This is a genomic window from Bartonella propinqua (assembly GCF_047263965.1).
GTDB lineage: Bacteria > Pseudomonadota > Alphaproteobacteria > Rhizobiales > Rhizobiaceae > Bartonella.
Map to the genome: position 1 here is coordinate 144,820 of NZ_JBLEBK010000001.1, position 23,235 is coordinate 168,054.

Here is a 23,235-nt window from a genome sequence, read left to right on the forward strand (position 1 = left end):
GATCTCCCATGGCAGCCAATATGTTAATATTAGCATCTCTTAGTTCTTATCGTGCACAATTGTTGAAAAAAGCAGGCTTAAGTTTTTTAATTGAAGGAGCTTCTTTTGATGAAAGAGAAGTAGAAAAAACAGCAAAGACAAAGAATCCTAAAAAAATAAGCTGTTTTCTTGCAAGTGCAAAAGCAAAAAATGTTTCCGACCGTTTTCCTGATGCCTTGGTCATTGGTTGTGATCAAGTACTTGATTTAGAAGGTGAGATTCTTCACAAAGTTACAAATAAGAGAGAGGCACATCAGCGTTTGCGTGTTCTATCGGGAAAAACTCATTTTCTTCATAGTGCAGTAGCTTTATTTCAAAATGGTCAAAAAATTTGGGTTGAAGTTTTTAGTGCCCATATGTCAGTACGTCCTCTCTCAGAGGAGTTTATTGAACGTTATTTAGCACGTGTCGGAACAGATGTTCTCAATAGTGTGGGGGTATATCAAATTGAAGGAGAAGGAATCCATCTTTTTGAAAAAATTGATGGAGATTTTTTTACCATTGTTGGTTTACCTTTATTACCTTTATTCATGAAGTTGCGTCATTTTGGATACATTAATGATTGATTTGATGATAAAGTACAAAAAAGCAATTTATCCATGTGCTTTTGTTGTTGGTTATCCTATTCATCATTCAAAATCGCCAAGAATTCATAATTTTTGGCTCAAACAATATGATTTACAGGGTGAATATCTGGCACAAGAAATAATATCTGAAGAATTTAGTAATTTTCTTGCGTCTATACAAAAAAGAGGTTTTTGTGGAGGGAATGTTACTTTACCCTATAAACAAGAAGCTTTTCGTTTAGCGGATCATAAAGATGATGTGGCAACAATGATTGGTGCTGCTAATACACTGTGGTATGAGGGAGACAAACTTTGTGCCACAAATAGTGATGCTTATGGTTTTAGTGCTAATCTTGACGATTCTACCCCTGATTGGGTTGGAGAAACAGCTCTTGTTTTTGGTGCAGGTGGTGCTGCACGTGCTATCATCTATGCCTTAAAAAAACGTGGATTTGAACGTATTTGTTTGCTTAATCGTACAAAACAACGGGCGGATAATTTAGCCGAACATTTTGGAAAACCTATCGAAGTACATGATTGGTATAATGCTTGTGAAATAGTTTGTCGGGCTGATTTGATTGTCAATACAACTTCTGTGGGTATGACAAATTCATATGAAAAAAAGAATGATTGTTTCTTTTTGGACTTTCATAAAATAAAGACGACAGCTTTAGTGACAGATATTGTTTATACTCCATTGATAACTCCTTTTTTAAAAAAAGCAAAAGCTTACGGTTTAAGGACGGTCGATGGGCTTGGTATGCTTTTACATCAAGCTGTTCCTGGTTTTGAACGATGGTTTGGAATAAGACCACAAGTAACAAAAGCTTTACGAGAAGAAATTTTAAAGGATATGGGTGAAAATAAGGGATGAAAATCATAGGGCTAACTGGATCTATCGCTATGGGAAAATCAACAGTTGCTGATTTTTTTAAACAAGCGGGTATTTCTGTTTTTAGCGCTGATGAAGCGGTACACAAACTTTACAATTGTGAGCCAGCTTTATCTCTTATAAAAAGTGTTTTTCCTAGTGTTATTGAAAATAATAAAGTTAATCGCCTAAAACTTTCTAAAATTTTGATTAATGATAATGAAAAATTACAAATGCTAGAAAAAATGATTCATCCTTTGGTTCAGAAAAAAGAAAAAGAATTTATTGATACAGCGCGCCAACAGGGGAAAAAATTAGCTGTTCTTGAAATTCCACTCCTTTTTGAAACAAATGGTGAAAGTCGTGTGGATAGTGTGGTTGTTGTATCTGCTCCACAAGCAATACAAAAAGAGCGTGCAATGATTCGTCCGAATATGAGTGAAAAAAAATTTTTATTTATCAATGCTAAACAAATGTCCGATAAAGAAAAACGAAAACGTGCTGATTTTATCATTGATACGGGAAAAGATTTGGAAAATACACGTCAACAAGTTCTTTTCGTGATAAAAAATTTGCTAAAGAATTAAAATGATACGTGAAATTATTTTTGATACAGAAACAACAGGTTTGGATAAAGAGAAAGATCGCATAATCGAAATCGGTTGTGTAGAAATGGTTGATCGTTATCTTACAGGGCGCAGATTCCATGTTTATTTGAATCCGCAAGATGTTATTATCCCTGATGAAGTTGTGAAAATTCATGGATTGACCAATGAACGTTTAAAGAATGAAAAAAGCTTTAGTGATATTGCCGATGCGTTTTTAGAATTTATCAATGGTGCAACAATGATTGCACATAATGCAAGTTTTGATATTGGTTTTCTTAATGCAGAATTAAGGCGGGCAAATAAGCCACTTATTAGTGTTGATAATATTCTTGATACGTTGGCTATGGCACGACGAAAATTTCCCATGGGTCCTAATTCTCTTGATGTTTTATGCAAACGTTTTGGAATTGATAATAGTCATCGTATTTTTCATGGAGCTTTGCTTGATGCGGAGATTCTCGCTGATGTTTATATTGAATTAATTGGTGGAAAGCAGGGCGTATTTGGTTTTGATAACAATGATAGCACTGATATGGATACCCAAAATAATAATAACGCTCTCTATGCAGTTAAATCTCGTCCACAAACTCTATCTTCAAGGATAAGTGTACAAGACAAAAGTATGCATGCCGATTTTATCAAGAAAATAGGTAAAAAAGCTCTCTGGAATTCTTTCAAAATTTATCAATAGTAAGAAATTTTCTTACTTTCTTAAAATAATTCTCAAAAAATTTTAAAAGGCTTTATAAAAAATATGGTCGTTGTGGGGAGGGGAACACCACAACGACCATGTCGCTACATTGTACCTCAGCTATCATAGGAGGAGCAAAATGAAAGCTATTATATCCCGTAACAGCAAAGAAAAGCTCTAGGTACTGAATATAAAGCGTAACGACATTTTGTTTTATAAAACCAAAAAAATGGCTTTTTAGAGGCGTTTAAATAAATTTAAAAAATAAGATAAAAAAAAATATATAAGAGTAAATTGTTTTTGGCTAAAATGGAGAAATAAAATTTTCATGAAAACAAAAGATCATCTTTTTTTGGTTGATGGATCGGGCTATGTTTTTCGTGCTTACTATGCTTTGCCGCCTTTAAAGCGTAAAAAGGACGGGCTTCCTGTGGGAGCTGTTGCAGGTTTTTGCAATATGCTATGGAAACTGCTCTGTGATGCTCGCAACACAGATTCTGGTGCTGTTCCAACGCATTTTGCTGTTATTTTTGATTATTCATCCGATACATTTCGTAAGCAAATTTATCCTCAATATAAAGCGAATCGGGCAGATCCTCCTGAAGATCTTATTCCTCAATTTTCTTTAATAAGACAAGCAACAAAGGCTTTTAATTTGCCTTGTATCGAAAAAAAAGGATTCGAAGCGGATGATTTAATTGCTACCTATGCACAATTGGCAACAAAGGCTGGAGCAAAAACAACCATTATTTCTTCTGATAAGGATCTTATGCAGTTAGTGGATACACATGTGTCTTTGTATGATGGAATGAAAGACAAGTATATCGGTATTTCCGAAGTTATAGAAAAATGGGGTGTAACACCTGAAAAAATGGTTGATTTACAAGCTTTGACAGGAGATTCAACAGATAATGTGCCAGGTATTCCAGGTATTGGTCCCAAAATCGCAGCCCAATTGCTGGAACAATTTGGTTCTCTTGATCTTTTGTTACAACGCGTTGCAGAAGTCAAGCAAACAAAACGACGTGAAAATATTCAAGCTTATAGTGAGCAGGCGAAAATTTCTCGTGAATTAGTTCGGTTGAAAAGAGATGTGCCTGTAGACAATGATTTAGATGATTTTATTTTGGAACCACAAGATGGTCCACGCTTAATCACTTTTCTCAAAGCTATGGAATTTACGACACTAACGCGTCGTGTAGCAGAGGCAACAGCATGTGATGCAGCAGCTATTGATGCACTTGATATAAATGTTGAGTGGGAAAAACCTATAGATAAGCGTGATTCTCATATCAAGAAAACTGATATAATATCCTCTCATGATTTTTCTGAAAATTCCCCACAATTATTGGCACAAAAACGTAGAGATCAAGTTCTTACCCAAAGAATTACAAGAGATGCTTATACGACTATTCTTGATGAAGAAATTTTAAAGAAGTGGTTGTTGGAAGCACAAGAGCAGGGCTTTTTTGCTTTTGACACTGAGACAACGTCACTTGATCCTATGCAAGCAAAGCTTGTTGGTTTTTCATTGGCATTACAGCCAGAAAAAGCAGCCTATATACCATTGGAACATCTTGAGGGAGGAGATGATCTTTTAGGAGGGGGACGCATTGTCGGGCAAATTGAGACACAAAAGGCTTTAGCACTTTTAAAGCCGATATTAGAAAACCAAGCAGTGTTAAAAATTGGTCAAAATATAAAATATGATTGGTTGGTGATGAAGCAATACGACATTGTGATACGCTCTTTTGATGATACAATGCTTTTATCATATAGCTTAGATACTGGAACTTTAACACATAATATGGATGCTTTGTCTGAACGTTGGCTTGGGCATAAGCCGATTGCTTACAAAGATTTAACGTATAACGGAAAAAAGATTACTTCTTTTGCACAAGTAGATTTGAAACAGGCAACCCTTTATGCTGCGGAGGACGCTGATATAACGCTACGCTTGTGGCAAGTTTTGAAACCACAGCTTGTAGCTCAAGGAGTTACAAAAATTTATGAACGTCTTGATCGCCCGTTGATAGAAGTTCTTGCGAGAATGGAAGAACGTGGGGTTCTCGTTGATCGGCAGATTTTATTGCGTCTTTCAGGAGAGTTGGCACAGGCTGCTTCTATTTTGGAAGAAGAAATTTATCAGTTAGCTGGTGAGAAATTTAATATCGCTTCACCAAAGCAATTGGGTGATATCCTTTTTGGTAAAATGGGATTGCTGGGAGGTGCTAAGACAAAGGGTGGGCAGTGGTCAACTTCTGCACAAACCTTAGAGGAGTTGGCTGCTGAAGGTCATATTTTGCCGCGTAAAATTATTGATTGGCGTCAACTTGCAAAGTTAAAATCCACCTATGCAGATGCTTTGCCTTCTTATATTCTACCAAAAACAGGGCGTGTTCATACGAATTATTCTTTAGCAACGACATCAACAGGACGGTTATCATCATCTGAGCCCAATTTGCAAAATATTCCAGTGCGAACTGCCGAAGGACGCAAAATCCGAACAGCTTTTGTTGCTCCCAAAGGACATGTCTTGATATCGGCTGATTATAGCCAGATTGAATTGCGCATTCTTGCGCATATTGCTGATATTACAGCGTTAAAAGAAGCTTTTTCACAAGGTCAAGATATTCACGCTATAACTGCATCGCAAATGTTTGGGGTTGCGATAGAAGAAATGCGTTCAGATATACGGCGACGTGCAAAGGCAATTAATTTTGGCATTATTTACGGTATTTCAGCTTTTGGATTAGCTAACCAGTTAGGTCTTTCGCGGCAAGAAGCGAGTCGCTATATCCAACTTTATTTTGAAAGATTCCCAGGAATTAAAGACTATATGGAAACAACAAAAATATTTGCACGACAAAATGGTTATGTGGAGACTATTTTTGGACGTCGTATCCATTATCCAGAGATAAAAGCGGCTAATTTGCAAGTTCGTGCTTTCAATGAACGGGCTGCTATCAATGCACCGATTCAAGGGTCAGCAGCGGACATTATTCGTCGTGCTATGATTCAAATGGAAGATGCGTTGAAAAAAGAAAAACTGTCAGCAAAAATGTTATTACAAGTGCATGATGAACTGATTTTTGAGGTACCAGAAGAGGAGAGTGAGAAAACCATGGCTCTTGTTAAAAAGGTTATGGAAAATGCAACAATGCCAGTACTCTCTTTGTCAGTACCGCTTGAAGTAAAAGTAATGGCTGCTCAAAATTGGGATGAGGCACATTAGTTTGTTTCAATTATTTTTTTTAAGAATAGTCATTGCATTGGCAAGGTCAAGATAAGCTTTAATAGGTAAATGATCTGATGCAATGCGTGCAAGTGGTGAATGATGATTTTCGATATTTGTTACCAACTGATGGGGAAAAGCGAAAATTCTATCAAGAGCAAGAAAGGGGAAGCGAGAGGGAAAGCTTGGTACAGTTCCAAGAGTTTTATCAAAATAGGGAGACAAATGATTTAAAGATGAGCTTTTTCCTCTCCGCCATTCATTAAAATCCCCAATAAGTAGTGTGGGCATAAGGGGGCGTTTTTGCAGAAGTGCAAGAAGCATTTTTATTTGCTGATTACGAGAATGGCGTAATAAACCAAAATGGGCGGCAACGACACGAATAAGACCAGTTTTCATTGCCAACTCTACAATCACTGCGCCACGTGGCTCAATACCAGGAAGAGTAATTTGTAATATGTCATGCACATGTCCCTGTCGCAAAAAAAGAGCGTTACCATGCCAACCATGACCATGAGGAGACATAGTATTCAAAGGGATTGGAATTAGACCCGTTTCTGCTTTTAATAATTGAAGATCAATCAAACCAATGCGTTCACCAAAACGCTTGTCTGCTTCTTGAATGGCAAGAATATCAACTTGCAGTTCAGTAATAACACGTACAATACGTGTAGGATTAAAAATTTTATCAACGCCTATGCATTTGTGGACATTATAGGAAGCAACAGTAAGATCATAATTATCATTTTGGTTGATTATGTTCGTTTGATGATTGGAACGTTTGTGTATAGCATTTAAAAGAGGACTTTGGATTTTTTTCTGGATAAATGCAGTCAACCAAGGAAATTTTTGCTTATAGGGTTTCTTGATCATTTAGTGTAGTGTGCCAAAAGGATAAGGGAGAGACGCTTGCGTTAAAAAATAAAAAAACCTTGTTTCTTGAGGGAAACAAGGTTTTAAAATTAAACGATGATTGTTGCAATCAATCACGGTTTGAGCCAAGAAATTGTAATAAAAAGACAAACATATTGATAAAATCAAGATAAAGGTTTAATGCACCCATAATAATCTTACGACCCCGAGTGTCATTTGCATCCCCTTCATAATACATCAATTTTATATTCTGTGTGTTGTAAGCTGTCAGACCAGCAAAAACAAGAACACCGATTATTGAGATAGCAAATTGTAAAGCGCTTGATCCAAGAAAGATATTAACAATCATAGAAAACATCAAGCCAATCAAACCGATGAAAAGGAATGATCCCATAGCTGTGAGATCACGCTTTGTCGTATAACCATAAAGTGATAGAGCACCAAAAGCTGCAGAGGTAATGACAAATGTTTGCACAATACTTTCTGTTGTATAACGCAAAATGATCGAAGACAGCGAAAGCCCAACAAGGGTTGCATAACCAAAAAAGAGGCTGCGAGCCGTACTTGTACTCAGTGTATTAATTTTGAAACTGAGGAATAATACCGCTACAAGCGGTGCAAACATAACAACATAGGAGAATGGCGATGTGTAAAATGTTACTCCGAATGAAGTTAAGTAAACACTGTTGCTGATTTGAGCGACTGCTTGGCTCATATCTGTTGTCGTTGCTAGTGATGCAACTACATAAGCGGCAGCAGCTGTAATAAGCAAACCAATGGCCATTGTATTATAGACGCCCAGCATATAGCTGCGCAGTCCTTGGTCAACTGATGCATCAGCATGAGAAACAGATGCCGAACGTAAATTTTTAAAGTCAGCCATAATATAAAATCCTTTAGTATATGTTCTGTCAGCTATTGGGTTAAAAGGGATCTGTACCTTTATACAGAAAGCTTTTACTTGGCAAATATAAATCAGCTCAAAGTCTCGATGGCTGACAGATACCTTCCCTTATTATGGGGATTTATGAAAAAATTACAAGACACTTTTGTTAAGAGAAAAGCTTACAAATTGGTAACAAAAGAATCCATTTTTATCAAAAATGTTTAAGCTATTTTAGAACAGTTTGTGCGAAATAAAGAATTAAAATGCAAGATTTTTTCTCCTTTGAACGTGTAAGCAGAAAAATACGCAAAGAAGGGTAAAAATGAAATTGAGGAAAAAATGAGTAGAGAAACATTCCATCATAACAATTGCAGCATTTTTAAAAGTGATATTAAGAATTAAGAGAATTGAAGAAATGCTGTTTTCTAAACAAAAATTATTACGAAAAATGTAAAGAAAGAATGTCTAAAAAAGTGGGTATGAAATATGTTTATATAAAGTGCGAATACCTAAGGCGAATCAACAGGTACTTATTTAGAAGATGTATGATTTGAATGATGTTTTTCTTTAATCCAGATAAGTATTTCTTCAATAAGAAGAGCAATAACACCGAAGGTGATAAAAGTATCTGCAAGATTGAAAATAGCAAAATAAAAGATATCATCAATATAAAATAGTATAAAATCAATAACATAGTGAAAACGGATACGATCGATAAGATTGCCGATTGCTCCGCCAATGATAAGGGTGAGACCAAAGCGCGATAAATATCTGCTATCTTTAGTGTTGTTCCACAGCCATAAAAGAAAAAAAATAATGATAAGTGTGAGAGCAATGAGTCCCCAGTGAGAAAAGGAAGAAAAAAACGAAAATGCAATACCAGAATTATGTACGTGATAGAGGGAAAGGAAGGGGAGAAGCGGGATCTCTGTTTCTAAAAATATATTATGCATCACCCAATATTTAGCTGTTTGATCAATCCCTATTATAAAAATCAAACCAAGAAGAAAAAAAGAGAATGATTTGTGTGTCATATTCTGTCATCACATGCTTCTAGTGTTAGATAAGAACGGCGAATTTCATAAAGCATAATCGCTGTTGCTACTGCCAGATTAAGCGAATCAGCACGCCCACTTTGAGGAATGCGCGCGAGTTTATCACAGCGACTTGCAAGAATGTCTGGTAAACCTTGTTTTTCATTGCCCATTAACAGTATAATAGGACCATTTTTGAAACCGATTTTACGATAATCGACAGTTCCTTTGAGATGCGTCCCAATGATCGTGCCTTCAAAGTGTGCAGACCAGTCTAAAAAGGCGCTTTCATCAAAACGGTAAAGTGGTATGGAAAAAATTGATCCCATTGTTGCACGCACTGCTTCAGGTGAGAAAGGATCTGTTGTTTCACCGATTAAAATAACACCTTTAGCTCCAACGGCATCAGCAGTACGGATAATAGTACCAAGATTTCCTGGATCACGCACCCGATCAAGCGCGATATAAACATCTTCTATCCGTTCTTTTATCATTTCAAGTGAGTGCCATTGTTGCTTGAAAATACCAATAACTGTTTGTGGATTATCGCGACGAGTGATAGATTCCATGACTTTTTGTGAAGCTTTAATGACGAAACCACCATTGGCTATAGTGCGTGCAGCGGTGTTTTCGATAACAGCATTACCAATTTCGCTTTTGGAAAAAATAAGTGTTTGTATTGTCCAACCCAGATTTAAGGCATCAATCACCAATTTAAGTCCTTCTGCCATAAAAAGACCTTCTCTATTTCGGTTTTTCTTTTGGCTGAGTGCTTTAATATCTTTAATGATGGGATTACTAAGGGAGGTGATTTCTTTAACTTTACCGATTTTTGGTATACACATATTCAGGCAGTCCAACGGCTAAAAAGAGAAGTGGAAAGGGCACGCCCAGCAGTTTCTTCGCGCAAGATCAGTTCTCCTGATTCAACTGTACCACCAAAATTTATGAATTCATCACGCATCAAAGTATGAAGTGTGTAAAAGGAGGCACGAATAGAATAAGCTGTGAGTATAATAGCAAGAGGCTTGTCGGATAAAAGTTTGCGACAATTTGTAATCATTGCTGGTAAGTGATCAAAAAGTTGCCAAACTTCACCATGAGGTCCACGTCCATATGCAGGAGGATCAAGGAGAATTATATCATAGTTTTTTTGACGGCGCAATTCGCGTTCGACAAATTTTACTGCATCATCGCAAATCCAGCGAATAGAGCGATCTGATAATCCAGCTATTTCTTGATTGGTTTTTGCCCAAGCAATAGCTTTTTTAGAAGCATCAACATGAGTAACATTTGCACCTGCGCGTGCTCCAATCAAAGAGGCAATACCTGTGTAACCAAAAAGATTTAATAATTTGACTGGACGTGTGGTTTTAACAATTTGTTCTTCCATTGAGCGCCAATGGGCATCTTGTTCAGGAAAAACACCTACATGACGAAAAGAAGTGAAGCGACCTAAAAAGGATAGTCCATTCCAAGAAAGTGGCCATGTTTCACCAAGCTGCTTTTTAGGAAAATACCAACGACCAACACCTTCTTCATCTCGGTTGCCTGTGAAAATGGCATCAACACTAGCCCAATGCTTTTGTGATAAAGCTGGTTTCCATAGCGCTTGACCTTCTGGTCGAATAATACGGTAAGCTCCATAACGTTCCAATTTTTTCCCATTACCAGAGTCTATGAGAGCATAATCTGCACTCACACCTGTTTCTAAAATAAGAGGTAACTTTTCCTGCGGATACATATTGCTATGGTGTGGTTGAAGGCATTGTGCAGGCATATTCAGTTTCACTATACAGTCATTAAAAAATTATATTAAAAGGCTATTAAATTTTTGTAATAATACAAAAATTTGAAATCGATTAAAATATGTATAAATGAGAGAAAAATTACTTTTAATATTGAGTAAAACACAATTAAAGGCGAGATGCCATTCAAATGTCATCATTATATCATATCAGCGATAGATATTTTTAATTTTTCGAGTTCAGCTTTGCTTTCTTTAAGAGCTTTTCTGCATTTATGGCATGCAAACCAATTGATTATACTTCCTAATAAAATACCTAGACCGAAAAAAATAAAAAGCCATATAAACAAAGGAGCTTGATAAGTAAAACTTTCAGAGTTTGTTCGAAAAGGATCAAGCGTTAAAGTAACCATTTGACGGTTAGCTATGATAAAGGCAATCAAAAGAACTGTGGGGGGTACCAAGATAATTGCTAAAAGGATACGTTTGGTAGTCATAAGTTTGCTCATTGATTAAGTCGATCACGCAAGTCTTTGCCAGTTTTGAAAAAAGGAATCCATTTTTCTTCGACGACAACAGCTTCACCTGTTCGTGGATTACGACCGTTACGTGCTGAGCGGCTTTTGACAGAAAAGGCTCCAAAACCGCGAAGTTCAACGCGATTTCCGTTAGCGAGTGCTGCTGAAATTTCTTCAAAAATAGCATTGACGATATTTTCCACATCACGTTGAAAAAGGTGTGGATTATGCCGAGCAATGATTTGTACAAGTTCTGACTTAACCAAAATGACCTCTCTTTCATACAAAAAAGATTTTTTGCAATTGTGCACTTTATGTACACACACTACATATATAAACGAGTGCAAGAAAAATAAAACCAAGAAAAAACAAATTGCAACAAACAAAATTTGAAAATACCCTTTATAGAGGCTATACAGATCGAGAAGCATGAAATATTTGAAAGATTAGGGTAGTATGGTCACACACAATCATTGTGAAGTCTTTTCAACAAAATCATCTTTTGGTGATATTTTAAAAAAAACATATCGTCATTCACGTCGCATTAGCATATTAAAGATTTTTTTACCTCTCTCAGCATTTGCTATGGCGCTGGTTTTTTGCTGGTTTACGTTTTTTTTTACTCCAAATGTTTCTGATCCTGTGATCTTGAATAATAAAGAAGATGGGATAATGAAATTGACAATGCTTAATCCAAAATTAGAAGGTTATACAAGTTCTCATGAACCTTATTGGATCAAAGCGGAAAAGGCATTTCAAGATTATACACGTTCTGGGATTGTAGGACTTCAAAATATCACAGCTGAGGCGTTTGTGGGCAAAAAGGGACGAGTTTTCCTTGATGCACAAGGGGGGATTTATGACAATATTAATGGTCGTTTACAATTAGACAAACCATTCACGATTACAACAAATGATGGAATGGTTGCACAATTTATTGAGGCAGATATTAATTTGTCTGATGGGCAATTAAGTACAAATAAACGTGTCAATATTCAGAGTGCGGGCTTGCATCTTGTAGCAAATGCTTTGCAAATTCGAGAAAAAAAACAAACCATGTATTTTCAAGGTGGTGTGCATTTAATCATTGATAAGCAATAAAAGAGTACCAATACGAACCTAGATGATCTTTATGAAAGAGAATTATATGTACGTGTAAACAAAAGAATTGAGAGTTGAGTGAAATGAAGCCAAAAACATCATACGGAAAATGGGGAGTCATATATTTGGCTTTTAGTATGGGGATATTAGGGCTTGGAGTAGTTTATGGATATGCTGAAGGAGCACGTTTGGGAATTAATCTCTCAAACAAAAAAGAGCCAGTAGAATTGTATGCAGATTCTTTAGAAATACGTGATAAAGAGGGAATGGCTCTCTTTGATGGTAATGTATCAGTGGTTCAGGGGAACCGTCTCCTGCGAACATCGAAATTAGTTGTTTATTACGATAAGGCGCATAAAGTAACGGATAGGGATCAAGCCAATACAGAAATAGTATCACCTATGAGGTTCGGATCAACAGGTGTTCAAAAAATGGAAGCCTTAGGAAAGGTTTATATAAAAATAGCTACGCAAATTGCTACGGGTGATAAAGGTATTTTTGATGGAAAGTCAAATATGATGACTTTGACAGGTAATAATGTTGTATTAATCGATGGTGATAATGTAGCAACAGGGTGCAAATTGATAGCAGATATGAAAACTGGAAAAATTTTGCTTGAAGGCTGTGAAACGTCTGAAAAAAAGGGTCGCGTTTCAATCATTTTAAAACAAAATCAAAAGAACGACCATTAAGATTTTTATGTTTGGAATCAAGAGAGAAAAAAAAACGGCTGGATGTGATCTTGCAGATGAAGCTTTAAAAGAGCCTTTAAAAAGAACTTTGATTGCGCATCATTTGATTAAAATTTACCGAAAAAGACAGGCTGTTAATGGTGTTTCTTTCGGTATTCGTACGGGAGAGGCTGTTGGCATTTTAGGTCCCAATGGTGCTGGTAAAACGACCTGTTTTTATATGGTTACAGGTCTTGTTAAATCTGATGGGGGATCAATAAAAATTGATGGATTTGATATCACCCATCTACCGATGTATCGGCGTGCTCGTTTAGGTATTGGGTATCTTCCGCAAGAAGCATCTATTTTTCGCGGACTTTCAGTAGAAAATAATATTAAAGCTGTTTTGGAGGTAATCGAAAAAGACCGCCGTAAACAACGTGAAGAGTTAGATGCGCTTTTACATGAATTTAAAATTGATCATTTACGCAAAATACCTGCCATTTCTTTGTCAGGGGGGGAACGTCGGCGCCTTGAAATTGCGCGCGCTTTAGCCTCTCGTCCCAATTTTCTATTACTTGATGAACCGTTTGCGGGAATTGACCCTATTGCCATTTTTGATATTCAACAGCTTATTCGCCATTTAACCCAACGTGGTATTGGTGTTTTGATAACTGATCATAATGTGCGTGAGACGTTAGGTCTTGTCGACCGCGCTTATATTATTCACGCAGGGAAAGTGTTAATTCACGGTTGTCCTAACGATATCATTAATAACGCTGACGTGCGAAAAATTTATTTAGGAAATCAGTTTTCTCTCTGATTTTACAGCTTTTATGAATTTTCATTTAAATTTAAGCAGAATTGATATTGTAAGCACAAACACTATTTTTCTTATATAGTGAATAACCAATCTCATTTTACAAAGCTTCAATGAACTTTATTTTGATCCTCAAATAGGTGTTGCCGATATGCGCGCTGCCATTGTGTGATCAGGAATTTTGTTGGTATAGGGTAAAATTTGTGATTATTTTAAAAAAATAGGACAAGTAAGGGTATTTGTAAGCTCAGATACACAATCAGATTTTTTATGATAGTTACATTTATTGCGTTATTTTTAACAAATTCCTTATTTGTGCCAAAACTTCTTTTATGACTACAATTTTAAACTAAGCTGTTGCTGAATGATGAGAAAAAGCTTCATCACAAGATAAGATAGTTTTATTGCTTTTGCAGTTTGATTTTCTTTAAATTGTATCATGGAAAAGGTATCGCTAGATTCACTTTATGATAAATAATAAATGAGGCGGTGAATAAAACTGTATTTCTGGAAGGTATATGAAGAGTGAGAATAGTTTTCTCTATCAAATCAAACAATATATAGATGATACTGTTATTGATATTCTGTGATTTATTACAGTTGTTAAATGTGTTCATACTACTTTTATTGCGTTATGGATTTAAAAACTATTGCATTATTGTAAAGATTAGTCCAAATTTACGGGCTATTTTAAAGATATCCATTAAATGTATTAGAGACTGTTTGAGTCATGGTAGTTTGCTGTTTTAAGTTGCACAGTAATTGTCAAAATAAAGTGCTGTTTTATATAGGTACGCTTTTCATGTTACGGGAACCAATTCTTGAAAGGAAATATCTAACGAAGAATTGTACACCAACTGTTATGACTGAAAGGTCGGTAAATTTATGAAGAGTGGCTATTACTGATATTATAGTGAACTTAGATTTTGTGAATAATTCCATTCCCTTTTTTCATTCTGTTAATTAAAAGCTGAATACTATTTATCGTTGAGTTGGTAGTAAGATGAATTGAATCATCATCTATTATGGATTGAAAAGTGGATATACATACGGTGAAATTAAGGTATCAATACCGCTTACTGATTTGTGGATGAGCATTTGAGTATGCAAAAGGAAAATGAAGGTATGAATTTGAGTGAGTTAATTGCACCGGAAGCAATTATTCCGGCTCTTAGGGCGAATTCGAAGAAACAAGTTTTGCAAATTTTAGCTGAAAAAGCAGCCGATCTAACAGGCCTTAATGAGCGTGTAATTTTTGATGTTGTTTTACAACGTGAAAAACTAGGATCAACAGGTCTAGGTGGTGGTATTGCTATTCCTCATGGAAAATTACCTGATATTAATAAAATTATTGGCATATTCGCTCACCTTGAAATTCCAGTTGATTTTGAAGCTCTCGATGATGAACCGATTGATCTCGTTTTTTTACTTTTGGCACCTGAAAATGCTGGTGCAGATCACTTAAAAGCTTTGTCACAGATTGCGCGTGTTTTGCGTCATTCTGATGTTGTTCAGAAGTTGCGTAATACATATGATGCTAATGTACTTTACACGTTATTGATTCAGAATTCAGCGTCAAATGCAGCTTAAAAAATGATGATGTGTGCATTGCGGTCATTGAATTCACAGTGGAATAGAAAACGGTATAATCTACGCTTGAAGAGAATGCTTACTTTAAAGAACTGAAGATAGAGCAAGTTGCTGATTTTTTTTAAGTTATTTTTATTTTTCATACTAGAATCACTCATTATCGTGATTTTAGATCTATTTACTTGGGTTATTCATTCATAAATTTCTATTTCTCAATCAGGTGATTGATGTGTTTCTTTGTAATGAATGTTTAAGCATCAAAATATATAAAAATTTCCTTTGTATAAGATGATGAGCATTTATATCTATCAAAGTAAGAAAAATTATATGCAGTGGTTGGTGCTAAAGTATTTCAGAGTCAATATGTCAGTAATGTTTGGTGCTTTTTTGCAAAATAACTTTGAAATAGTGTGAGAGTATTGTGCGGTAATATCGCAAGATATTCAAATATTGGCAAATAGTATTGAGTGAAAAGTAAGGTGTTTTACGGTTTTTACTGCTGCAAATATGTTGAATCTGTTAAATTGATTGATAACCTCTAAATGAGAGTGAAATTTGGAGTGTTATTTGATAGATGTTTTCCTAAAGTTTTGATCAAATTGTTTATAGTAGGGCAAGGTAGTTTGCTTTTTAGCAGACTGATAATGTATTACGCTTTATTTATTTTGAAATCCAATTGCTTCAAGAGATAATTTTTTATACAAAAAGCGAACTTAATAAAGTGAGATCAAAATATTTTTTTTAAAAATCCAATTATTAAGTAAGAAAATTCATGTTTTAGTAACTATTAAAGAGTCAAAATTAAACATAAAGATTTGTTCTGATGAGGGTGACAATATTTTATTTCTTGATAAGATTGGGAGAGCTACATAAGCAGTAAGCAGGCTTTTGTTGGAGCTTTGTCAGTGAAGAAGATTTTGTAAAGAATAAAGAAGTGAGCTAAATGAAGATATTTGAAAAGACGTTTATTGCTGCATTTGTAATGGTTGTGGTTACTCTTGAGATGGCATGGGCACAAACACCGAGCCGTTTGGATCAATTTGATGCTTGGGGAACCTATTCCTATAAATCACCAGAAAATACAATTTGCTACGTGTTGTCGGTGCCTTTGGAGTCGCTTCCAACAACGGTTAAGCATGGCGATAATTTCTTTTTGGTTACTAAACGTTCTCATTCACCTGTTTCTTTTGAACCGCAATTTATGGCTGGTTATACACTTAAGGAAGGATCAAGAGTTACTGTGACTATTGGAAATAAGGATTTTGACTTTTTTACGAAGGATTCATCGGCTTGGTTGGAGTCTCCAACGTTAGAAAAGCAGCTTGTTTCTGCTATGCGTTCTGGGAATAATATGACAGTGAAAGCTACCTCAAAACGGGGAACTCATACCACTTATACTTATTCTTTAAAAGGGGTAACTGCTGCATTAAATCGGGCACAAAAATGCCATTAAGAACACTTGTAATTTTAAAATAGTGATGAAATCAATGGCCATTTCATATGACCTCAAGCCAATAAGTGTATGTTCAACACTGAAGTCCGATGGTGTTGTAGTAAAGGAGAGATCTAAGCTACCTTTAATTGGTTTATCGCACGATGAAATGGTGGAGGCTTTAAAAGAAATTGGTGTGCCAAAACACCAAACGCGTATGCGTGTGCGTCAGCTTTGGCATTGGCTTTATGTACGGGGTGTTTCAAATTTTGATGAAATGCGGAATATTTCTAAGCCAATGCAAGAAATGCTTAAAAGCCATTTTTCCATTGCGCGTCCAGAAATTGTTGAAGAGCAAATATCAAAAGACGGTACGCGTAAATGGCTCTTACGTTTTCCAGCACGTGGGGCTGGGAAGCCTGTTGAAATTGAAACGGTCTATATCCCTGAAGAGGGACGTGGTACTTTATGTCTCTCATCTCAGGTAGGGTGTACATTAACTTGTTCTTTTTGCCATACGGGAACACAAGTACTTGTTCGAAATTTAACAGCGGAAGAAATTTTAGCACAATTATTGGTTGCACGTGATTGTTTAGGTGATTTTCCTGATAAAAATACCCCTGATGGTGCAATTGTTCCAATTGAAGGGCGCAAAATTACCAATATTGTTATGATGGGGATGGGGGAGCCACTTTATAATTTTGAAGCAGTCAAAAAAGCTTTATTAATTGCTTCTGATGGAGATGGGCTTTCTTTGTCAAAACGTCGCATTACTCTTTCGACGAGTGGAATCGTTCCTGGGATTGTACGAACGGGAGAGGAAATTGGGGTTATGTTGGCAATTTCACTTCATGCAGTGCATGATGCGCTACGAGATATGCTTGTTCCAATTAATAAAAAATATCCGCTTGCTATGTTAATGGATGCTTGCCGTAATTATCCTGGTCTTTCTAATGCTAGGCGAATTACATTTGAGTATGTTATGCTGAAAGATGTAAATGATAGTTTAGATGATGCAAAACGATTAGTTCAGTTACTTAAAGGTATTCCTGCTAAGATCAATTTAATTCCTTTTAATCCGTGGCCAAAGAGTAATTATCAATGTTCTGACTGGGAACAAATTGAGCGTTTTGCTGATGTGGTGAATCAAGCAGGCTATGCTTCGCCTATTCGAGTACCGCGCGGGCGCGATATTTTAGCTGCGTGCGGTCAGCTCAAATCTGCTTCAGAACGTTTACGAAAATCTGAACGTTTGCAGTTTGAATATGGAGTTGATAACAAGCAACTTTAATTTTGGCTGATTGGTTGATAAAAAAACTACGGTCATTAATATTATCGTAAATCTTCTCTTGTTTATCATAAAAAATCCACTTCTGCTTGCCTAAAGATGTTAAGCAAGATTCGTAAAATATGTTAATTGTGAACCCATAAAGCGGGCAAGTGTAAGAGGGATTTTTTTGAAAGTTTTGAATAAGACTATTCTTCATAAGAATGATGAAAATTGTAATTTGCAAAAAAATAAGAGCACAAGAAAGCTCTAAAATGAGCAATTTGTACGTGGTCATGAGGTCTGAGCATTAATAAGTTGTGGAAAAAAGTTACGTTAAAAAATGATTTTAGAGTTTAACAAATTAATTCCAATGCTGGCAAATGATGCGTCTAAGACTTTGGTGTTTTTAAAGATATTTGTTTGAAAGAAAAATGTAAGGTGTTGGCGTAATTGCTTGCAGGACTAAAAGATAAAAGGCATTTGCAATCTTAGGGGAAAAGCGCGTAGCTAGGTAAAAATAAGCGCCAATAAGCCAAATGCTACAGTGACAATTCAAATAAAAAAACTTATTGCCATCCCAAAGGCACATAATAATTTTAGCTTTTTTGTTTTATGCAATAGCCACTGCTCTACGATCATAGATGATATCAGGTTCTAGAGTAAGTGCTAAAATAAGCAATGTTATTGTACAATACAAATCGTCCAAGTAGAAGTAACATACAAATTTCTTTTGCTTGCAGTTTGTACAGAAACAGCTTTATTTGTTACTCTTTTGTTATAAAAATTGCCCTAAAAAGTGACCATAATGACTACTGGTTTTAAGATTTTTGTTTTAATTAATAAGCACATTTTATTATTTTTTCTCAAGGGAAGAGCTATAGTCGTGAAAATGGTAAAAACCGTTTTTTATGGGTGTGAAGTTGTGTTTTATAAAAATCTAAAAGATAAAATTTTCGACATTGAATCATCAAACGGATTTTTAAATAGATAAATTAATGTCGTTTTATTTTGATAAATCTATAACTTTTAAGGATAATCAGAGTGCTTATGGTTAAAAGAACGCTGTTGGTTTATTAAAAAAACGCAAAAAGCTTACACATATTCGTGACGCGTTTGGTAAGATAAGCAGAAGACGATATTCATTATATTTATTTATAGCTGAAAGACATGATTTCTGTTTAAACCTACAAAAAGGTACTTTCCTAACGGATTTTTGCTAATAGATACGCTCTTTGTTGCCTCTTAGCTCAAGGAAGCTTTCTTTTTACCAATAGGGATAATAGAGGAAATCTATAAGAAGGGCAATTAAAGCACCAGTCACTAAAATAAGCAAATTATAATTCATGATATTTCAGAGTTTTTGTTCCTATAAAAATAGGAAAAATTATCAGTAAAGCTCAGATAGGTGTTGTATCATGACAAAAATATAATAGGAGTTATGAAGCTTTTTGCTTGCTATTATTGACGAATAGATTCAAGAATCAAAAAAATTTAATTTTGTAGGATAAAAATAATGATGCGTGATCAGTGTGGTACTCTTAGCCTTACGCCTGAAGTAAGAGATGCAGCTATTGAGTCAAAAATTTGGCCATTTGAAGAAGCGCGTAAGATTATCAAACGATACGAAAAAACAGGTTATCCAGAGAGTATAATATTTGAAACAGGCTACGGACCTTCTGGTTTGCCGCATATTGGAACGTTTGGGGAAGTTGCTCGTACAACTATGGTGCGTCATGCCTTCCATATTTTAACTGAAAACAAGGTAAAAACAAAACTTCTTTGTTTTTCTGATGATATGGATGGTTTGCGTAAAGTTCCTGATAATGTGCCTGATCGCGAAAAAATGGAAAACTATATTGGTCAACCGCTCAGTTGTGTGCCAGATCCTTTTGGGGATGGTTATCCTTCCTTTGGAGCAGCAAATAATGCACGTTTGCGTGCTTTTCTTGATCGTTTTGGTTTTGATTATGAATTTGCAAGTGCCACTGATTATTATAGTTCTGGTTGTTTTGATGAAGCACTTATGAAAATACTTGCTTGTTATGATAAAGTGATGGCAATTATCTTGCCAACATTGGGTGAAGAACGGCGGGCTAGCTATTCACCTTTTTTACCTATTTCTCCTTTTTCTGGGAAAGTGTTGCAAGTGCCAATCATTGCTTATAGTGCTGAAAAAGGTACTGTCACTTATATTGAGCCTGAAACAGGAGAAACCATTGAAACGGAAGTGACAGGAGGAAAAGTCAAATGTCAATGGAAGGTAGATTGGGCAATGCGCTGGAAAGCGATAGGGGTCGATTATGAAATGGCAGGCAAAGATCTCATCGATTCCACAAATCTTTCTTCTAAAATTTGCAAAGTACTTGGTGGAAATCCGCCAGAAGGATTTAATTATGAGCTTTTTTTGGATGATAAGGGGCAGAAAATTTCCAAATCCAAGGGAAATGGCTTAACCATTGATGAGTGGTTAACTTATGCACCAACAGAGAGTTTAGCGCTTTACATGTTTTCAAAGCCCAAAACAGCAAAACGGCTTTATTTTGATGTTATTCCAAAAGTCGTTGATGAATATTATACGCATCTTTCTGCATATGGTCGTCAGAAATGGCAAGAGCGGCTTAACAACCCTGTATGGCATATCCATAATGGCTGCCCTCCACAGGTTGATTTGCCAGTATCTTTTGCTATGCTACTGAATTTGGTAAGTGCTTCAAATGCTGAAAATGAACAAGTTCTTTGGGGTTTTATTTCTCGCTATGCTGAAGGCGTAAATGCACAAACGCATCCAGAGCTTGATCTGTTGGTGAAATTTGCCATTAAATATTTTGACGTTTTTGTTAAACCAAATAAAAAATTTCGAATCCCTGATGAGTGTGAGCGCGCAACGTTGGTGAATATCGATATGAAATTAGCCAGTTTACCTGAAACTGCTGATGGAAACACTCTTCAAAATGCGCTTCTTGATGTTGCGCGTTTAAAAGAACGCTATCAAGATCATAGCAAAAAAAGTCCTGAAGGGGGACCAGGTGTTTCAAATGTTTTTTTTCAAATGTTGTATGAAGTTCTTTTAGGGCAAGAACGAGGACCACGATTGGGGTCATTTATTGCGCTGTATGGGATTAATGAAATGCGTGCACTTATTGCTGAAGCACTTACGCGATCTGTGGAGGAATAATGGAAAAAAGATCGCAAGAAGTAAAGCGGCGTCGCACATTTGCTATTATTGCTCACCCTGACGCAGGAAAAACAACGCTAACGGAAAAACTTTTATTGTTTGGTGGTGCTATTCAGCTTGCTGGTGAGGTAAAGGCGAAAAAAGATCGTATTCAAACCCGCTCTGATTGGATGTATATTGAGCGTGATCGTGGTATTTCGGTTGTCACATCAGTGATGACGTTTGAATATGAAAATCATATCTTTAATCTTTTAGATACTCCAGGGCATGAGGATTTTGCTGATGATACATATCGTACTCTCACGGCTGTTGATAGTGCGATCATGGTACTGGATGGTGCACGCGGAATTGAACCCAGAACACTGAAATTGTTTGAAGTGTGTCGGATGCGGGATATTCCTATTGTTACTTTTGTGAATAAAATGGATCGTGAAGCGTGTGATCCTTTAGAAATTTTAGATGAAATTGAAGAAAAACTCGCGCTTGATACCGCACCAATTACATGGCCTATTGGTGCTGGCAAGGATTTTATGGGAACTTTTGATATTCACCATGATCGTTTTCGTCAACAAGATGATGAGGTAATTCAACAGGCAGTTTCTGGACCTGATGAGGTTGCAAATTTACTTCCCGAAAATCGACGAGCGTCTTTTATTGAAGGAGTCAATCTTGCTCGCAATGCCTGCAAAAATTTTGATCTTCAAACTTTCCGTGAAGGACATATGACACCAGTTTATTTTGGTTCGGCTTTGCGAAATTTTGGTGTTCGTGATTTGATTAATGCACTGGTTGATTTTGGTCCCAGTCCCCGCGATCAAGTAGCAATTCAACGCAATGTCATAGCTACTGAACCTAAAATGACAGGATTTGTTTTTAAAATTCAAGCCAATATGGATCCCAATCATCGTGATCGGATTGCATTTTTTCGAGTGTGTTCGGGGACACTTGAACGTGGCATGAAGACAAAATTGGTGCGAACGGGGAAGCCAATGACACTTTCAACACCGCAATTTTTCTTTGCTCGTTCACGTCAAATTGCCGATAAAGCTTATGCTGGTGATATAGTCGGTATTCCCAATCACGGAACTTTGCGTATTGGTGATGTGCTGACGGAGGGAGAAGATATTTTCTTTAAAGGTATGCCTAATTTTGCGCCGGAAATTTTGCGTCGTGTTTGTTTGGGTGATCCAATGAAAGCAAAAAAACTTAAAGAAGCTTTACAACAAATGGCTGAAGAAGGAGTCGTACAATTATTTATTCCTGATGATGGATCGCCTGCTCTCATTGGTGTTATTGGTGCTTTGCAAATTGACGTTTTAATGGAGCGACTGAAGATGGAATATTGTTTACCAGTGAGCTTTGAAGCAGCACGCTTTAATATATGCCGCTGGATTTCTGCAGAAAGTAAAGATGAGATGCAAAAATTTCTCACCAATCATCGATCTGCTATTGCTCATGATTTAGAGGGTGCCCCAGTTTTCTTAGCAGAAAATCATTTTTCATTGAATTATGAAGCAGAGCGGGCACCAAAAATAAAATTTGCAGCTTTTAAAGATTATCAAATACATTCTGAATAAACAGACAAGATGTCTTTTTTGCAAAAATAAGAGTATTCTTAAAAAAAAGTCAAATGGAAAGGGAGAGGAAAAACCTCTCTCCTTTATAAAAAAGTCACTATGAGTGGATTTTAACGAAGACCATCTTTAACCCATTCGGAAACGCGTCCTTTAGAAGCTGCACCAACCATATTTGATGAGACATTTCCATTTTTGAACATCAATAAGGTGGGAATTGAGCGCACTCCATATTGGGTAGCCAGTTCGGGATTTTCATCGATATTTACTTTGGCAATTTTGACTTGATTTTGCATTTCTGTTGAAATTTCATCTAAAATCGGAGCAATCATTTTGCAAGGACCACACCATTCAGCCCAAAAATCAACTACAACAGGGGTGGAAGAAGCGAGCACTTCACTTTCAAAATTGCTCTTATCAATTTTTATACATGTCATTGATTTATCCTTTATCTTTGCTTCTATATCGGTACGATAGCGATTCATATCAAGCTATTCTTGCAAAGATAAAGGATAGGAAGCCTTAAGGGAAAGA

The 23,235-nt window shown here is 36.2% G+C and carries 21 protein-coding genes; 13 read left to right on the forward strand and 8 right to left on the reverse strand.

Annotated elements, in window-relative coordinates; all coding sequences use genetic code 11:
* The first annotated feature begins 8 nt into the window (after positions 1–8).
* From ACMFKV_RS00625 to polA, 5 genes are all read left to right on the forward strand, one after another.
* Entirely contained in the window at positions 9–605 is a 597-nt protein-coding gene (locus ACMFKV_RS00625; protein WP_413154227.1) for a Maf family nucleotide pyrophosphatase, read from the forward strand.
* Positions 598–1,479 (forward strand): shikimate dehydrogenase, encoded by an 882-nt coding sequence (locus tag ACMFKV_RS00630; RefSeq protein WP_413154228.1) that lies wholly within the window; start codon positions 598–600, stop codon positions 1,477–1,479. The genes ACMFKV_RS00625 and ACMFKV_RS00630 overlap by 8 nt, the downstream gene beginning before the upstream one ends.
* A complete protein-coding gene (gene coaE, locus ACMFKV_RS00635; RefSeq protein WP_413154229.1) occupies positions 1,476–2,063 on the forward strand; it encodes a dephospho-CoA kinase in 588 nt (195 codons plus the stop codon). The genes ACMFKV_RS00630 and coaE overlap by 4 nt, the downstream gene beginning before the upstream one ends.
* Before the next feature lie 4 nt (positions 2,064–2,067).
* Positions 2,068–2,775, forward strand: coding sequence for a DNA polymerase III subunit epsilon (dnaQ, locus tag ACMFKV_RS00640; protein ID WP_413154364.1), 708 nt, complete (start codon positions 2,068–2,070; stop codon positions 2,773–2,775).
* Positions 2,776–3,103: 328 nt separating this feature from the next.
* Positions 3,104–6,010 carry a DNA polymerase I gene (polA, locus tag ACMFKV_RS00645; RefSeq protein ID WP_413154230.1) on the forward strand — a complete coding sequence of 969 codons (2,907 nt, stop codon included), beginning with the start codon at positions 3,104–3,106 and terminating at the stop codon, positions 6,008–6,010.
* A 6-nt stretch (positions 6,011–6,016) separates the two neighbouring features.
* Here the strand turns inward: polA and ACMFKV_RS00650 are convergent, their stop codons facing one another.
* The 7 genes from ACMFKV_RS00650 to ihfB all read right to left on the reverse strand — a co-directional run bounded on the left by ACMFKV_RS00650 (position 6,017) and on the right by ihfB (position 11,334).
* Positions 6,017–6,883, reverse strand: coding sequence for an endonuclease/exonuclease/phosphatase family protein (locus ACMFKV_RS00650; protein WP_336287610.1), 867 nt, complete (start codon positions 6,881–6,883; stop codon positions 6,017–6,019).
* Positions 6,884–6,992: 109 nt separating this feature from the next.
* Positions 6,993–7,766 carry a Bax inhibitor-1/YccA family protein gene (locus ACMFKV_RS00655; protein ID WP_336287611.1) on the reverse strand — a complete coding sequence of 258 codons (774 nt, stop codon included), beginning with the start codon at positions 7,764–7,766 and terminating at the stop codon, positions 6,993–6,995.
* Positions 7,767–8,299: 533 nt separating this feature from the next.
* Positions 8,300–8,803, reverse strand: a complete 504-nt coding sequence (gene lspA, locus ACMFKV_RS00660; RefSeq protein ID WP_336287612.1) for a signal peptidase II — start codon at positions 8,801–8,803, stop codon at positions 8,300–8,302.
* Entirely contained in the window at positions 8,800–9,648 is an 849-nt protein-coding gene (locus ACMFKV_RS00665; RefSeq protein WP_413154231.1) for a TrmH family RNA methyltransferase, read from the reverse strand. The genes lspA and ACMFKV_RS00665 overlap by 4 nt, the downstream gene beginning before the upstream one ends.
* Positions 9,649–9,650: 2 nt before the next feature.
* Entirely contained in the window at positions 9,651–10,583 is a 933-nt protein-coding gene (locus ACMFKV_RS00670) for a class I SAM-dependent methyltransferase (protein ID WP_336287614.1), read from the reverse strand.
* A gap of 167 nt (positions 10,584–10,750) precedes the next feature.
* A complete protein-coding gene (locus ACMFKV_RS00675; RefSeq protein WP_336287615.1) occupies positions 10,751–11,047 on the reverse strand; it encodes a LapA family protein in 297 nt (98 codons plus the stop codon).
* Between the two features lie 8 nt (positions 11,048–11,055).
* The gene (gene ihfB / locus ACMFKV_RS00680; protein ID WP_336287616.1) at positions 11,056–11,334 is read right to left on the reverse strand and encodes an integration host factor subunit beta; all 279 of its coding nucleotides are present in this window, start codon (positions 11,332–11,334) and stop codon (positions 11,056–11,058) included.
* 190 nt (positions 11,335–11,524) lie between these two features.
* Between ihfB and lptC the strand changes: the two genes are divergently transcribed.
* The 8 genes from lptC (at position 11,525) to ACMFKV_RS00720 (ending at position 22,704) form a co-directional block, all read left to right on the forward strand.
* Positions 11,525–12,169 (forward strand): LPS export ABC transporter periplasmic protein LptC, encoded by a 645-nt coding sequence (gene lptC / locus ACMFKV_RS00685; protein WP_413154232.1) that lies wholly within the window; start codon positions 11,525–11,527, stop codon positions 12,167–12,169.
* 83 nt (positions 12,170–12,252) lie between these two features.
* Positions 12,253–12,861 (forward strand): LptA/OstA family protein, encoded by a 609-nt coding sequence (locus ACMFKV_RS00690; protein WP_336287618.1) that lies wholly within the window; start codon positions 12,253–12,255, stop codon positions 12,859–12,861.
* Between the two features lie 7 nt (positions 12,862–12,868).
* On the forward strand, positions 12,869–13,663 hold the full coding sequence (lptB, locus tag ACMFKV_RS00695) for an LPS export ABC transporter ATP-binding protein (protein WP_413154235.1): 795 nt from the start codon (positions 12,869–12,871) through the stop codon (positions 13,661–13,663).
* Positions 13,664–14,785: 1,122 nt separating this feature from the next.
* Positions 14,786–15,250 carry a PTS IIA-like nitrogen regulatory protein PtsN gene (gene ptsN / locus ACMFKV_RS00700; protein ID WP_336287798.1) on the forward strand — a complete coding sequence of 155 codons (465 nt, stop codon included), beginning with the start codon at positions 14,786–14,788 and terminating at the stop codon, positions 15,248–15,250.
* A 943-nt stretch (positions 15,251–16,193) separates the two neighbouring features.
* Positions 16,194–16,703: an invasion associated locus B family protein gene (locus tag ACMFKV_RS00705; RefSeq protein WP_336287620.1), complete on the forward strand. Its 510-nt coding sequence runs from the start codon at positions 16,194–16,196 to the stop codon at positions 16,701–16,703.
* Positions 16,704–16,737: 34 nt separating this feature from the next.
* The gene (rlmN, locus tag ACMFKV_RS00710; RefSeq protein WP_336287621.1) at positions 16,738–17,973 is read left to right on the forward strand and encodes a dual-specificity RNA methyltransferase RlmN; all 1,236 of its coding nucleotides are present in this window, start codon (positions 16,738–16,740) and stop codon (positions 17,971–17,973) included.
* A gap of 1,492 nt (positions 17,974–19,465) precedes the next feature.
* Positions 19,466–21,127, forward strand: coding sequence for a lysine--tRNA ligase (locus ACMFKV_RS00715; RefSeq protein ID WP_336287622.1), 1,662 nt, complete (start codon positions 19,466–19,468; stop codon positions 21,125–21,127).
* On the forward strand, positions 21,127–22,704 hold the full coding sequence (locus ACMFKV_RS00720; RefSeq protein ID WP_413154236.1) for a peptide chain release factor 3: 1,578 nt from the start codon (positions 21,127–21,129) through the stop codon (positions 22,702–22,704). The genes ACMFKV_RS00715 and ACMFKV_RS00720 overlap by 1 nt, the downstream gene beginning before the upstream one ends.
* 110 nt (positions 22,705–22,814) lie before the next feature.
* Here ACMFKV_RS00720 and trxA read toward each other — a convergent pair whose 3' ends face one another.
* Entirely contained in the window at positions 22,815–23,138 is a 324-nt protein-coding gene (gene trxA / locus ACMFKV_RS00725) for a thioredoxin (protein WP_336287799.1), read from the reverse strand.
* Positions 23,139–23,235 lie beyond the last annotated feature (97 nt).

What these genes read in the sequence shown, in the direction of transcription:
- ACMFKV_RS00625 (WP_413154227.1), top strand. Translation starts at nt 9, where the DNA reads ATGGCAGCCAATATGTTAATATTAGCATCTCTTAGTTCTTATCGTGCA.
- ACMFKV_RS00630 (WP_413154228.1), top strand. Translation starts at nt 598, where the DNA reads ATGATTGATTTGATGATAAAGTACAAAAAAGCAATTTATCCATGTGCT.
- coaE (WP_413154229.1), top strand. Translation starts at nt 1,476, where the DNA reads ATGAAAATCATAGGGCTAACTGGATCTATCGCTATGGGAAAATCAACA.
- polA (WP_413154230.1), top strand. Translation starts at nt 3,104, where the DNA reads ATGAAAACAAAAGATCATCTTTTTTTGGTTGATGGATCGGGCTATGTT.
- ACMFKV_RS00650 (WP_336287610.1), bottom strand. Translation starts at nt 6,883, where the DNA reads ATGATCAAGAAACCCTATAAGCAAAAATTTCCTTGGTTGACTGCATTT.
- ACMFKV_RS00655 (WP_336287611.1), bottom strand. Translation starts at nt 7,766, where the DNA reads ATGGCTGACTTTAAAAATTTACGTTCGGCATCTGTTTCTCATGCTGAT.
- lspA (WP_336287612.1), bottom strand. Translation starts at nt 8,803, where the DNA reads ATGACACACAAATCATTCTCTTTTTTTCTTCTTGGTTTGATTTTTATA.
- ACMFKV_RS00665 (WP_413154231.1), bottom strand. Translation starts at nt 9,648, where the DNA reads ATGTGTATACCAAAAATCGGTAAAGTTAAAGAAATCACCTCCCTTAGT.
- ACMFKV_RS00670 (WP_336287614.1), bottom strand. Translation starts at nt 10,583, where the DNA reads ATGCCTGCACAATGCCTTCAACCACACCATAGCAATATGTATCCGCAG.
- ACMFKV_RS00675 (WP_336287615.1), bottom strand. Translation starts at nt 11,047, where the DNA reads ATGACTACCAAACGTATCCTTTTAGCAATTATCTTGGTACCCCCCACA.
- lptC (WP_413154232.1), top strand. Translation starts at nt 11,525, where the DNA reads ATGGTCACACACAATCATTGTGAAGTCTTTTCAACAAAATCATCTTTT.
- ACMFKV_RS00690 (WP_336287618.1), top strand. Translation starts at nt 12,253, where the DNA reads ATGAAGCCAAAAACATCATACGGAAAATGGGGAGTCATATATTTGGCT.
- lptB (WP_413154235.1), top strand. Translation starts at nt 12,869, where the DNA reads ATGTTTGGAATCAAGAGAGAAAAAAAAACGGCTGGATGTGATCTTGCA.
- ptsN (WP_336287798.1), top strand. Translation starts at nt 14,786, where the DNA reads ATGAATTTGAGTGAGTTAATTGCACCGGAAGCAATTATTCCGGCTCTT.
- ACMFKV_RS00705 (WP_336287620.1), top strand. Translation starts at nt 16,194, where the DNA reads ATGAAGATATTTGAAAAGACGTTTATTGCTGCATTTGTAATGGTTGTG.
- rlmN (WP_336287621.1), top strand. Translation starts at nt 16,738, where the DNA reads ATGGCCATTTCATATGACCTCAAGCCAATAAGTGTATGTTCAACACTG.
- ACMFKV_RS00715 (WP_336287622.1), top strand. Translation starts at nt 19,466, where the DNA reads ATGATGCGTGATCAGTGTGGTACTCTTAGCCTTACGCCTGAAGTAAGA.
- ACMFKV_RS00720 (WP_413154236.1), top strand. Translation starts at nt 21,127, where the DNA reads ATGGAAAAAAGATCGCAAGAAGTAAAGCGGCGTCGCACATTTGCTATT.
- trxA (WP_336287799.1), bottom strand. Translation starts at nt 23,138, where the DNA reads ATGACATGTATAAAAATTGATAAGAGCAATTTTGAAAGTGAAGTGCTC.